The organism is Streptomyces sp. NPDC047072, assembly GCF_040643855.1.
Classification (GTDB): Bacteria; Actinomycetota; Actinomycetes; order Streptomycetales; family Streptomycetaceae; genus Streptomyces.
In genome coordinates, this window is the sequence record NZ_JBEYVC010000136.1 from 1 (window position 1) to 12,311 (window position 12,311).

General features: G+C 72.0%; 12 protein-coding genes and 1 pseudogene. 7 read left to right on the forward strand and 6 right to left on the reverse strand.

Annotated elements, in window-relative coordinates:
• The 3 genes and pseudogenes from ABZ896_RS38415 to ABZ896_RS38425 form a co-directional block, all read right to left on the reverse strand.
• Positions 1 to 315, reverse strand: a pseudogene (locus tag ABZ896_RS38415) (hypothetical protein); the annotation flags it as partial.
• An 82-nt stretch (positions 316 to 397) separates the two neighbouring features.
• Entirely contained in the window at positions 398 to 2,071 is a 1,674-nt protein-coding gene (locus ABZ896_RS38420; RefSeq protein ID WP_360939544.1) for an ATP-binding protein, read from the reverse strand.
• A 29-nt stretch (positions 2,072 to 2,100) separates the two neighbouring features.
• The gene (locus ABZ896_RS38425; RefSeq protein ID WP_360939546.1) at positions 2,101 to 2,778 is read right to left on the reverse strand and encodes a response regulator transcription factor; all 678 of its coding nucleotides are present in this window, start codon (positions 2,776 to 2,778) and stop codon (positions 2,101 to 2,103) included.
• Positions 2,779 to 3,001: 223 nt separating this feature from the next.
• On the opposite strand from ABZ896_RS38425, the gene ABZ896_RS38430 reads away from it, so the two are divergent.
• Positions 3,002 to 3,391 carry an STAS domain-containing protein gene (locus tag ABZ896_RS38430; RefSeq protein ID WP_360939548.1) on the forward strand — a complete coding sequence of 130 codons (390 nt, stop codon included), beginning with the start codon at positions 3,002 to 3,004 and terminating at the stop codon, positions 3,389 to 3,391.
• Between the two features lie 85 nt (positions 3,392 to 3,476).
• On the forward strand, positions 3,477 to 4,277 hold the full coding sequence (locus ABZ896_RS38435) for a VOC family protein (protein ID WP_360939550.1): 801 nt from the start codon (positions 3,477 to 3,479) through the stop codon (positions 4,275 to 4,277).
• On the opposite strand, the gene ABZ896_RS38440 is transcribed toward ABZ896_RS38435, so the two are convergent.
• Complete coding sequence (locus tag ABZ896_RS38440; RefSeq protein WP_360939552.1) at positions 4,261 to 5,058, reverse strand: class I SAM-dependent methyltransferase; 798 nt, start codon at positions 5,056 to 5,058, stop codon at positions 4,261 to 4,263. The two genes, ABZ896_RS38435 and ABZ896_RS38440, sit on opposite strands and share 17 nt — an antisense overlap.
• A gap of 74 nt (positions 5,059 to 5,132) precedes the next feature.
• On the opposite strand from ABZ896_RS38440, the gene ABZ896_RS38445 reads away from it, so the two are divergent.
• Both ABZ896_RS38445 and ABZ896_RS38450 read left to right on the forward strand, forming a co-directional pair.
• Positions 5,133 to 5,720: a TetR family transcriptional regulator gene (locus ABZ896_RS38445; protein ID WP_360939554.1), complete on the forward strand. Its 588-nt coding sequence runs from the start codon at positions 5,133 to 5,135 to the stop codon at positions 5,718 to 5,720.
• An 80-nt stretch (positions 5,721 to 5,800) separates the two neighbouring features.
• Positions 5,801 to 6,499 (forward strand): ribonuclease H, encoded by a 699-nt coding sequence (locus ABZ896_RS38450; RefSeq protein ID WP_360939556.1) that lies wholly within the window; start codon positions 5,801 to 5,803, stop codon positions 6,497 to 6,499.
• A 24-nt stretch (positions 6,500 to 6,523) separates the two neighbouring features.
• On the opposite strand, the gene ABZ896_RS38455 is transcribed toward ABZ896_RS38450, so the two are convergent.
• Positions 6,524 to 6,976, reverse strand: coding sequence for an SRPBCC family protein (locus ABZ896_RS38455; RefSeq protein ID WP_360939558.1), 453 nt, complete (start codon positions 6,974 to 6,976; stop codon positions 6,524 to 6,526).
• A 151-nt stretch (positions 6,977 to 7,127) separates the two neighbouring features.
• On the opposite strand from ABZ896_RS38455, the gene ABZ896_RS38460 reads away from it, so the two are divergent.
• From ABZ896_RS38460 to ABZ896_RS38470, 3 genes are all read left to right on the forward strand, one after another.
• On the forward strand, positions 7,128 to 8,348 hold the full coding sequence (locus tag ABZ896_RS38460; RefSeq protein WP_360939560.1) for an FAD-dependent monooxygenase: 1,221 nt from the start codon (positions 7,128 to 7,130) through the stop codon (positions 8,346 to 8,348).
• Between the two features lie 61 nt (positions 8,349 to 8,409).
• Positions 8,410 to 9,876, forward strand: a complete 1,467-nt coding sequence (locus ABZ896_RS38465; protein WP_360939562.1) for an MFS transporter — start codon at positions 8,410 to 8,412, stop codon at positions 9,874 to 9,876.
• Positions 9,873 to 10,469 (forward strand): TetR family transcriptional regulator, encoded by a 597-nt coding sequence (locus tag ABZ896_RS38470; protein ID WP_360939564.1) that lies wholly within the window; start codon positions 9,873 to 9,875, stop codon positions 10,467 to 10,469. The genes ABZ896_RS38465 and ABZ896_RS38470 overlap by 4 nt, the downstream gene beginning before the upstream one ends.
• On the opposite strand, the gene ABZ896_RS38475 is transcribed toward ABZ896_RS38470, so the two are convergent.
• Complete coding sequence (locus ABZ896_RS38475; protein WP_360939566.1) at positions 10,466 to 12,190, reverse strand: cholesterol oxidase substrate-binding domain-containing protein; 1,725 nt, start codon at positions 12,188 to 12,190, stop codon at positions 10,466 to 10,468. The two genes, ABZ896_RS38470 and ABZ896_RS38475, sit on opposite strands and share 4 nt — an antisense overlap.
• Between the last annotated feature and the right edge of the window lie 121 nt (positions 12,191 to 12,311).

Consider the following 12,311-nt stretch of genomic DNA (forward strand, 5'->3'; position numbering starts at 1 on the left):
CCCGCGGCCCGCTCCCGTCAGCCGCCCAGTCGAGCAACCGCCGCCCGAGCCCCCGCAGTTCGTCCTCCAGCGGCGGCCAGGAGGCAGCACGTTCTGGGCCTCCATGGCGAGGGAGTCGCCGAGGTAGAGGACGCGGGGCGCGGTCACCGCGGGGGCACTGGCGTCCGGTGACGCCTGGGCCCGCTGGTGTGTGGTGGACGCGTGCGGGACATCCGGCGTCGGCGGCGCCGCCTCCGGCCCGTCCGAGGGGTCCGTACAGGCGCCCAGCAGCAGCGCTCCGGTCAGCAGGACCCCCACGATCCACGGTGTCCGCATACGCGACTCCCGACCCGGTCGCCGAAAAACGGTCCCCCAGGCAAGCACAGCCGGGCCCAGGGCGGAAGACACCCGGCGCGCGTCATTGCTGCGGCCAGTTGCCGCTCGGGTGCTCCAGGAAGTCCAGCAACTCGGCCAGCGGCAGCGGCTTGGTCAGGTGGGCGTCGAACCCGGCGGCCCGGGAGACGGCCCGGTCGGGCCCCTGGCTGAAGCCGGAGACCGCGATCATGAGGAGCCGCCCGCCGTCGGGCCGCGCCCGGACCCTGCGGGCGACCGTGTAGCCGTCGATGTCGGGCAGCCCCAGGTCGCACAGCACGACGTCGAAGCCGCCGGTCTCGACGGCGGCGAGCGCGGCACCGCCCGTGTGCACGGTCATCACGCGGTGACCCCGTCGCTCCAGCAGCGTGTGATACGTCGTCGCCAGATCCGTGTTGTCCTCCACGATCAGCAGCGACAGCTGCCGGGGAACGCTCCGCTCGGCGGCCGCCCGGGGCCGTGGCGCGGCCGGGACCCCGGTGGTCGGCAGTGTCACCGTGAACCGCGCGCCCTTGCCCGGTCCGTCGCTGTGCGCGGTGATCCGGCCGTCGTGCAGATGGACGACGGTCTGCGCGACGGCGAGCCCGAGCCCCAGCCCCTCCGGCGTGTCCGGACCGGCCGGCGCCGCGCGCATGAACACCCCGAACAGCTCCTCGGCCTGGCCCGGCTCGAAGCCGATGCCGTCGTCCCGCACCGTCAGCCGCGCCCGCCCGTCCCCGCCCGCCAGCTCCACCTCGGTGCGGCCGCCCGGCCGGGTGTACTTGAGGGCGTTGGACAGCAGGTTGGTGAGCACCTGCGCGAGCCTGAGCCGGTCCCCGTCCACGACGAGCGGCTCGGCGGGCAGCCGTACGTCGAGGACGCGGCCGTCGTGCCGGAACAGTCCGTCGATGTCCGCGCACGCCCCCTCCACGACGGAGCGCAGGTCGACCGGCTCGCGCACCAGCTCCAGGCGCCCGGTCACCGCCCGGGTCCCGTCCAGCAGGTCGTTGCTCATCCGGGCCAGCGTGCCCAGCTGCCGTTCCAGGACGGCCAGCGCCGGATGCCCCTCGGGCATGTCCAGGGCCAGCAGTTCGGTGGCCGCGGTCGCGGCGGCAAGCGGGTTGCGCAGCTCGTGCGAGAGCGTGGCGATGAACCGGTCCTTGGCCTGCTGCTCCTCCCTGAGCCTGCGCCCCGCCGCGTCCAGCTCGCTGTTGGCCCGGCTCAGCTGCTCGTTCACCTCGCGGATCTCCCGCGCCCGTACGAACAGGTCGATCTCCATGCCCTCGGCCCGCATCTGCGCCTCGGCCGCGGCCCGCCGCTGCTCCCGGCCCACCTTGCGCAGATGCACGAACTCCGTGACGTCCTCGACCCGGTGGATGACATGGGTGACCCGCCCTTCGGCGTCCAGGACGGGCGAGTTGACGGGCGACCAGTACCGCTCGTCGAAGACGCCCTCCTCGCCGCCCGGGATGTCGTAGCGCTGCATCGACATCGTGTCCGTACGGCCGCTCGCCACCACCGTCTCCAGCGAGCGCCGCAGATTGGCGACCCCGTCCGCCGACGGATCCTCCGGGTTGTCGGGGAAGACGTCGAAGATGAGGCGCCCGACGATCGACCGCTCGGTGCGCGTCGCCGTCAGATAGGCGCGGTTGACCTCGACGATGACGAACTCGGGGGACAGCACCAGCAGCGGGGACAGGACCGCGTCGAACAGCCGCCGGAAGTCGGGGGCGTCGGGCATGGGCGGACCTCCGGGTCCCGTACGTCGGATCAGGGATCGAGGCGGTAGCCGTACCCGCGGACGGTGGTGATCCGCGGGGCTGCGGGGGAGAGGTCCGCGAGCTTGCCGCGCAGCCGGTACACGTGCTCGACCACGGTCGCGGGCTGCTGCCAGGACGCCGAACCCCAGATCCGCTCCAGCAGTTGCTCCGGCGAGAACACCCGGCCGGGCGCGGCGGCGAGCATCTCCAACAGGGCGTACTCCTTGGGGCGAAGCATCAGCAGGGCGCCGTCGACGGAGGCCTGGCGCGCGGCCGTGTCGACGACCAGTCCGCCCGCGTACAGCAGGGTCGGTGCCTCCGGCGGCTGCGAGCGCCGCAGTACGGCGTGGATGCGGGCCACCAGCTCCCGCTGGGAGAACGGCTTGACCAGGTAGTCGTCCGCGCCGATCTCCAGCCCGGCCACCCGGTCGGCCTCGGCGCCGCGGCCCGTGACCACGATGACCGGGAGCTGGCTCGTGGAGCGCAGGGCCCGTAGAAGCTCCAGTCCGCTGCCGTCGGGCAGGCCCAGGTCCAGGACCGCCAGATCGATCGAGCTCTCGTACAGGACGGACTTCCCGGCGCGGGCGTCGATGGCCCAGGTGACGGTGAATCCCGCGCGCTCCAGATAGGAACGGCACATCAGTGCGAAGTCGGGGTCGTCCTCGATCAGGGCGAGGTGCGGGCGCATTCCGCATCACCTGGCCCGCCCGGCACCCGCCCGTTGTGTCGCTGATGAGCGGGCGTTGATGCCCAGACCATGTGGCGAAGGTAGAACAGTAGGCACCCACGGTTCAAGGGGGAGCCGCTCGGGGGGATTTCCGGCGCGGGCACGTACGGCGCGGGGACGGACGTACCGCCGCACGCGTCCGCGCCGGAACTGGTCATCGGTACGACGACGGGGACGGACCACCGTGCACGACGACAGCCTGGCACCCGTCACCACCCTGCCCTGGCCCCCGGGGCCCGCGGACCTCCCGCTCATGGGCGGCGTCGAGGGTCTGCTCGTCGCCGAACTGCACGGCGACCTCGACCTGGCGACCACCCACCACCTGCGCTATTGGCTGGACTCGCTCGCCGCCCTCGCGGCCCCGGCCTACGTCCTCGACCTGCGCCCGGTCTCCTTCGTCGACTCCGCCGGACTGGGCCCGGTGCTGCGCCTGCGCCGCCGGGTGCTGGCGGACGGCGCCGCCTTCGCGGTGGTCTGCTCGCCGGGCACCCGGCGCCTGCTGCGGGCGCACGGCACGCTGGAGCTGCTGGACCCGGTCGACTCGATGGGCGAGGCGACCGTACGTCTGACGTAGGGCCGTCGGGTTCGACGCGCGGGTCGGCGCCTCCGTGGCTAGCGTGGGGAAGCGGACCGCGCACCGATTCGGAAGGGCCGAGACCATGGCCGTAGCACCTGAGGGAACCCCCTGTTGGGCCGACGCGATGTTCGGGGACGTCGAGGGAGCCAAGAGCTTCTACGGCGACGTCCTGGGCTGGACCTTCGGCGAGTCGTCGTCGGAGTACGGCAACTACACGCAGGCCTACGCGGACGGCAGGGCGGTCGCCGCCGTCGTGCCGCCGATGCCCGGGCAGGAGGGGCAGTCGCAGTGGTGCCTGTACCTCGCCTCCCCGGACGCGGCCGCCACCGCCGGGAAGATCCGGGACAACGGCGGCGAGATCCTCATGGAGCCGATGAAGGTCGGCGACTTCGGCACGATGTGCCTGGGCCGGGACCCGAGCGGGGTCGTCTTCGGCGTGTGGCAGGCGGGCGTCCACGAGGGCTTCGAGGCACCGCCCGAGCAGCGCGGCGCCTTCTGCTGGGCCGAGATCTTCACCCGCGAGCCGGAGAAGTCCGACGCGTTCTTCCCCGCGGTGTTCGGCTACGGCGCCCAGCAGATCCAGGACGACGCCATGGATTTCCGGATGTTCAACCTGGGCGACGACACGGTGCTCGGCCGGATGAAGATGACCGCGGAGTTCCCGCCCGAGGTCCCGGCGTACATCAACGTCTACTTCAACGTCGCCGACTGCGACGACGCCGTGGCCCGCGCCACCAAGCTCGGCGGGATCCTGCGCTTCGGCCCGACGGACTCGCCCTTCGGCCGTTTCGCGGCCCTCACCGACCCGCAGGGCGCGAACTTCTCCGTCGTCGACGTCACCACCACGCAAGGGGAGATGCCGGGGCTCACGGACGTGTCCTGACCGCCGTCAGCACCAGGGCGGTGTAGTGCATGACGAACGCGCCGCCCATCGCGTCGACCGCCTCGCCGAGGCCGGTGAGGAGGGCGTCGAGTCGCCGGGCCGGGAGCCGGTTGTGGCCGCCGAACGTGGGCACCTGGTCCAGCCACTCCGCGCGGGTGTACGACCGCTCCCAGCCGAAGTGCCACTCCTCGGGCTCGTCGAACGCGGCCGCCTTGTGGATGCCGTCGGTCGCGGGGCCGGAGACCTGGGCGTAGGCCTCGGTGCCGGACAGCCGGCGCCAGTCGAAGGGGAGGTCGGGCAGGGCCCGGGCGTAGGCGTCCGTGAACGCCTCGGCCACCTCCGGTGAGGGCTGGAAGGCGTTCCAGAGGAGCGCGAGGCGCCCGCCCGGTCGCAGGACCCGGGCCGCCTGTCCGGCACCGGCCACCGGGTCGACCCAGTGCCAGACCGTCCCCGCCACCACTGCGTCGAAGGTCCGGCCCGCCGGGTCCCAGTCCTCGAACTTCGCGACCTCCACGGCGAGCCCCTTGCCGCGCGCGAACTCGGCCATCCGCGCGTCGGGTTCGACTCCCAGCACCCGACAGCCCCGCGCCTGGAACGCCAGGCCCGCGATACCGGTGCCGGTACCCACGTCCAGCACGTCCCGGCCCGGACTCGTGGCGATGATCCGCTCCAGCAGAGCATCGGGATAACGCGGCCGGGTCCGGTCGTAGCGCTCGGCGTCGGCGCCGTAGGACTCCGCGGCTTCGCGGCGAATGAAGGATCCGTGCGAAGAAGTGGGCATGCGCCCACTCTAAGTGGGCACGTGCCCACTCGGCAAGAATCGTGCCCGGTGTTCGAAGAAGGGCGAGGTGACCAGTGCCGACAGGGATCGCCATCCGTGATGTGCGGGACCAGCTGTTCGACGCGGCGGAGCGGATCCTGCTCCGCGACGGGGCGAACGCGCTGACCAGCCGGGCGGTCACGACGGAGGCCGGGGTCGCCAAGGGGGTCCTGCACCGGCACTTCGAGGACTTCGACGCGTTCCTCGCCGAGTTCGTGCTCGACCGGGTGGGCCGGGTCGAGGCGCGCGGTGTCGCCCTGCTCGGCTCGGCGGGCACCGGCACGGTCGTCGACAACCTCGTCGAGGCGCTCACCGAACTGTTCGAGTCCATCGCCCTGCGCATCATGGGTTTGCTGATCTCGCGGGACGCCCTGCGCGCCCGGCTGCGGGAGATCAGGGGGCCGGGAGTGCCCGTGATGAAGGAGGCCGCGCGGATGGTCGCCGACTACCTCGCCGCGGAACGGGAGTTGGGGCGCGTCCCGGCGGGGGCGGACGTCGAGGTGGTCGCGCCCATGCTGATCGGGGCCGTACATCTGCTGTTCGCCGATGTGGAGGGCGCGGGGCCGGGCGCCTCCGAGGTGCGGCGGGTCGCGGCCGCGGCGCTGGCGGAGTACGGGGACTGAGGCGGGGCGTCACCGAGTTCGGGGACCCAGCTGCTGGCTGCTGTACCCCCGAGCGGCCGGTGCCCTCCCGCGCGCATGGCATGATCGGGCCCATGCGTGAACGAGTGGTGGCCGCGTGCGACGGGGCCTCGAAGGGAAACCCGGGACCGGCCGGCTGGGCCTGGGTCGTCGCCGACGAGACGGAGACGCCGGACCGCTGGGAGGCCGGCGCGCTCGGCAAGGCGACCAACAACGTCGCCGAACTCACCGCGCTGGAGCGGCTGTTGGAGGCGACCGACCCGGACGTCCCGCTGGAGGTCCGGATGGACTCCCAGTACGCCATGAAGGCCGTCACCACCTGGCTGCCCGGCTGGAAGCGCAACGGCTGGAAGACCTCCGGGGGCAAGCCGGTCGCCAACCAGGATCTCGTGGTCCGTATCGACGAACTCCTCGGCGGGCGTTCGGTCGAGTTCCGCTACGTCCCCGCCCACCAGGTCGACGGCGACCCCCTCAACGACTTCGCCGACCGCGCCGCGAGCCAGGCGGCGATCGTCCAGGAGGCCGCGGGCAGTGCCCTCGGCTCCCCGGTGCCGCCGCCGTCGCCGGACACCCCGAAAAAGACCGCGCGCCCCGCCCGGGCCAAGTCGCCCGGACGGAGCGGCGGTTCGTCCTCACGCACGATCAAGGCCAAGTTCCCCGGCCGGTGCCTGTGCGGCCGCTCCTACGCGGCCGGCGAGCCCATCACCAAGAACGGCCAGGGCTGGGGGCACCCGGAGTGCCGTACGGAAGCGGCCGGTTGACCCTGGGGCGCGGACTGCGCGCGCTCAGACCACCACGCCGCGCCACTCGCCGGTCTCCCGGCCGCGCTCCTCGATGAACTTCTTGAAGCGCTCCAGGTCGCCCTTGGTCTGCCGCTTCACGAAGCCGAGCTTGTCGCCCACCTTCTCGGTGACGCTGTCCGGATGGAAGTCCATCTGGAGCATCACCTTCGTGTGGGTCTCGTCGAGCCGGTGGAAGGTCACCGCCCCGGCCTGCCTGGCCTCGCCCGCGATGGTCGTCCAGGCGACCCGTTCGTCCGGGATCTGTTCGGTGATCTCCGCGTCGAACTCCCTGTGCACGCCGTTGACGCTGGTCACCCAGTGCGTGAGCGTGTCGGTCCGCTGCTCGATGCGTTCCACCCCGCTCATGAACTCGGGGAACGTCTCGAACTGCGTCCACTGGTTGTACGCCGTGTGCACCGGGACGCCGACCTCGATGGATTCCTCGACCTGAGACACGGGTGAATCCCTCCTTCGTCGTTGTCGGACTGTCCTGGCGCGGGTACCGCACGCCCCGCACCGCAAACCGTAAGAACGGGGCGGCCGCCCTTCCGTCGACTGCTACCCTGCGTTGCCAAACAATCGCTATAGGTAACTCCTAGGGGTATGCGTGAAGGTCGCCTGTGTCGGTGGCGGGCCCGCCGGCCTGTATCTCTCGATCCTGCTGAAGAAGCAGGACCCGTCCCACGACATCACCGTGTACGAGCGCAACCCGGAGGGTTCGACCTACGGCTGGGGCGTCACCTACTGGCGCGGACTGCTCGACAAGCTCCAGCAGTACGACCCCGAGTCCGCCCGTGCGATCGAGGAGCACTCGGTCACCTGGAACCAGGGCGTCGCCCGGGTCCGGGACGTGTCCACCCGGCGCGACAGCGACCTGGGCCACGGCATCGGCCGCCACCGCCTCCTGGAGATCCTCGCCGGCCGGGCCCGCTCCCTGGGCGTCCGGCTGGAGTTCGAGCACGAGATCACCGAGAAGAACCTGCCCGACGCCGACCTCGTCGTCGCCGGCGACGGAGTCCACAGCGCCCTGCGCACCGGGCGCGCCGACCACTTCGGCGCCGAGATCAAGGAGGGCCGCAACCACTACCTCTGGCTCGGCACCACCAAGGTCTTCGACTCCTTCACCTTCGCCTTCGCCGAGACCGACCACGGCTGGATCTGGTGCTACGGCTACGCCTTCAGCCCCGAGCGCAGCACCTGTGTCGTCGAGTGCGCGCCGGAGACCTGGAACGGCCTCGGCCTCGACCACGCCGACGAGGGCGAGGGGCTGGCCCTCCTGGAGAAGCTGTTCGCGGACATCCTCGACGGCCACGCGCTCATCGGCCGCTCGGCGGGTTCCGGAAGCGCCCAGTGGCTGAACTTCCGCACGCTCACCAACCGCACCTGGCACCACGACAACCTCGTCCTCCTCGGCGACGCGGCCCACACCACCCACTACTCCATCGGCGCCGGCACCACGCTCGCGCTGGAGGACTCCATCGCGCTGGCCCACGCGCTGCGTTCCCTGGACGAGCGCATCGACCTCCCCCAGGCCCTGGACCGCTACGAGCGGCAGCGCAAGGCCGAACTCCTCTCCATCCAGAGCGCGGCCCGCTACAGCGCGCAGTGGTACGAGAACCTGCCCCGCTACATCGACCTGCCGCCGGAGCAGATGTTCGCCCTGCTCGGCCAGCGCCACTCGCCCCTGCTGCCGTACGTCCCGCCGCAGCTCTACTACCGCATCGACCGGGCCGCCGGACGGCTGGAACCGCTGCGGAGGCTGAAGCGCTGGCTCGGGCCGAAGATCGCCCGGAGCGTGCACGCGAAGCGGATGACCTCGGGCAAGTAAGCCGCGCTGTTGGGTGAATGGCGATTCACCGCTAGGGTGAATCGCCATTCACCCGTTTTTCATGCCCGGAGTCGCTATGGAGAAGACCGGCCCGATACCTCGGCTCACCGTGCCGGTGCTGGCCTTCGGCGGCATCCTCATGGCCGTCATGCAGACGGTGGTCGTGCCCCTGCTGCCCGACCTGCCCCGGCTGACGAACTCCTCGCCGGGCGCGGTCTCCTGGATGGTCACGGCGACCCTGCTCTCGGGGGCCGTCCTCACCCCCGTCCTCGGACGGGCCGGTGACATGTACGGCAAGCGGCGGGTCCTGATGACCGCCCTCGGGCTGATGACCCTCGGCTCGGTCGTGTGCGCCCTCACGAACGACATCGGGATCCTCATCGCCGCCCGCGCCCTCTCGGGCGCCGCCTCCGCCGTCGTACCGCTGTCGATCAGCATCCTGCGCGACGAACTCCCGCCGGAGCGCCGGGGCGGGGCGGTGGCGCTGATGAGCTCGACCGTCGGCATCGGCGCTGCCCTGGGGCTGCCGCTCGCCGCGATGATCGTGCAGTACGCCGACTGGCACACCATGTTCTGGGTGACCGCGGCCCTCGGTCTCCTCGGGGTCGGCTCGGTCGGATGGGCCGTGCGCGAGTCGCCGATTCGGGAGCCCGGGCGCTTCGACGTCGTCGGGGCGCTCGGACTGGCCGTCGGGCTGGTGTGTCTGCTGCTCGGCGTCTCGCAGGGCGGGCAGTGGGGGTGGGGGAGCCCGCGGATCCTGGGGCTGTTCGGCGCCTCCGTCGTCGTCCTCGCGCTGTGGTGGTGGCAGCAGCTGCGGGCCGAACGGCCGCTCGTCGACCTGAAGTTGGTGGCCGAACCCCGGGTCGGCCTGTCCCACGTGGCCGCGCTGTTCACCGGGTTCGCCTTCTACGCCAACTCCCTGGTCACCGCCCAGCTGGTGCAGGCGCCCGCGGCCACCGGGTACGGGCTCGACCTGACCATCGTGGAGACCGGCCTGGTGCTGCTGCCGGGCGGCGTCATCATGCTGCTGTTCTCACCCGTCTCCGCCCGGATCTCGGCGGCGCGCGGACCGCGGGTGACGCTCGCGATCGGGGCCCTGGTCATCGCGCTCGGGTACGCCGTGCGGATCGTCGACAGCCGTGACCTCTGGATGATCATCGTGGGCGCCGCGGTCGTCGGCACCGGCACCACCCTCGCCTACTCGGCGCTGCCCACCCTGATCCTGCGCGCCGTCCCGGCCTCGCAGACGGCCTCCGCCAACGGCGTCAACGTCCTCATGCGGACCATCGGCCAGGCCGTCTCCAGCGCCGCCGTGGCCGCCGTACTGGTGCACCACACGAGCCTGGTCGGCGGGGCCTCGCTGCCCACGCTGCACGGCTATCTGCTGGCCTTCGGCATGGCGGGCGCGGTCGCCCTGGCCGCGAGCGCCACCGCCCTCACCATCCCGGGCGACCCCGCGCCCGGGAGCGCGCGGCCGGCCGAGAGCCGTCCCCGGGATGCCCGGGACGGGGCGATGGAGGGAGCATGAGGGGCGTGAGCACCACCGGATCCGCCGCCGCGCCCGCCGCACCGACCGCCCGCCGCGACGCCGAGTCGACGAAGGCCGCCATCCTGCGGGCCGCCCGCCACCTCCTGGCCCGCACCGCGCACGCCGACATCACGCTCAAGGCGGTCGCCGAACGCGCCGGTGTCAGCCCGCCGTTGATCGTCAAGTACTTCGGCAACAAGGACGCCCTCTTCGCCCGCGTCATGTCCTTCGAGTCCGACGCGGACGCCCTCCTGGACGCGCCGCTGGACGACCTCGGCCGCCACATGGTCCACCACGTCCTCACCGGTCAGCTCGAACGCGGCGCCGACCCCCTGCTCCGCATCGCCTTCGCCCCGGTCCAGGGCGAACAGGGCGACATCCTCCGCGTCAACTTCCGTGCGCAGGTGGTCGACCGCCTCGCGGAACGCCTCGAGGGCGAGGACGCGGGCCTGCGCGCGGAGCTGGCCGTGGGCACGCTGCTGGGCCTGGGCGTGATGTACGGCATCGCGAGAGGAACCCACCTGAGGGCATCCGCGGTGGAGGATGTCGTCGACCGGTACGCGCCCACGGTGCAGGCCCACTTGACCCCCTAACGGAACAGCCGGTCGAGGAACGCGGTGCCGAACACCCCGTGCGGATCCAGCCGGTCCAGCACCCCCGAGGCCTGCCCCCACACCGCCTCGCCGAACGACGACGGCACCACGGACTCCAGCACCTCCGCGTCCTCCCAGACCGCGTCCTCCGTATAGGCCCACCCCTTGGACCACTCCACCCGGGTCAGCGGATACCCGTCGAACAGGAACCGCTCGATCTCCCGCAGGAAGGCCTCCGCGTACGGCGTCCCCGGCAGCGTCAGGATGTCCAGCCACACCGCCGTGTCCCACTCGGGGTGGTCGTCGCTCGCCCGCAACGCCGACAGCAACGGCGCCCGCGCGCCCGCCACTTCGGCGTCGGCCGGATCGTCGAGCCCCGTCACCCGGATCTCGACCGTGCCGTTCACCGGGAACTTCCCCTGCGCGGCGTACACGGCCAGCCGCTCGCGGTAGAAGTCCGTGAACTCCGAGACGACCCGCTGTACTTGGTCCCGCGAGGTCAGCACCGCGTACCCGTTCGCCGTCACCCGCAGTGTCGTCGGCTTGATGTACAGCAGCGTGTTCTTGGACGGCCCCCAGATGTCCGCCGAAAGCGTCGCCGTGAGCCCCACCGTCGCCACGTCGAGCTGCGCGTTCCCCAGCACCGGCGCCAGATACCAGGCCGCGTCCGACACCATCCGCCCCGCCAGGTCCGCGACGAGGGTCGGGACGTTGTCGGAGAAGGGGTAGTTGTACGGCGTGGTCACGCGCCGCGAGGTGAGCGGCTTGGTCGGCGCCACACTCCACACCTTCAGCCACGGGAACTCCGTGAACGCGAACCAGATCGCCTCGACCCGCCCCGCCTCCTCCAGGAAGCTCGCGAAGGTCCGCCCGTCGCCGCCGGGCGCCGCGAAGAGTTCGGCCGCCGGGATGTCGACCCGGCTCACACACCGCAGATTGCTGTTGGCGCCGACCCTCAGGACCACCTCGGTGACGAGGGCCCGCCCGAGATGGGTGAGCAGCGCGGCACTGTCGGCCTCGGCGCGGCTGAACTCCCGCAGCACGTACGCCCCTTGGCCCTCGTCCCACACCACCGCCGTCAGCGCCACGATCCGGTTGCTGAGCGAGCCGTACGTCTGACCCGGCAGCCGCTCCTCCCCGTCGGCCGCCACGGCAGTACCGTGCGCGTCGATCGCCAGCGCCCCGCCCAGCGTGAGATCACCGGGCGCGGGCGCGGCGGTGACCCCGAGCCCGTGCTCCTCCAGGTAGGTGAGCAGCGCCTCCAGCGTGACGCCGGTGCCGGCCCGCACCGCGGAGCCGGAGTCCAGGGAGAGGCCGGTGAGGTGGGAGGCGGTGTCGACGAGGAGGACCGGCGCGTCGGACGCCGTGCCCTCCGTGATCGTCAGCGGGGACCAGCCGTGCGAGGAACCCCGGGCGCGTACTCGCCAGCCGTGCCGCCAGGCCCAGTTGACGACCTCGACCACCTGATCGGGGTCGGCCGGCGCACAGGCCCACAGCCCGTCGGCGGTGATCTCGCCGACCCAGTTCCGATAGGCCGAGCGGTACAGGGCCACGTCCGAGGGGAAGTCCGGCAGCTCCTCGGCCGCGGCGGCCGGATCGGCGGGCAGCAGAATCGGGACGGCGGCCAGGGCGGCGGCGCTCGCGAGGAAGCCGCGGCGGGTCCAGGACGGGGTGTCCCGCGGGTGGTCGCTGGGGTGGTTGCTCACTGAACGATCAGTCACGGGGTCACGCTAGGCGTCGTTTGACACGTGCATGCCTCACCTCGAAGCGTGTCACCCATGTGAGTGAATAATTCACATGTGGAGGCCCGGAGCCGCCGATTCCGCGCAGGTCGGCGACGGG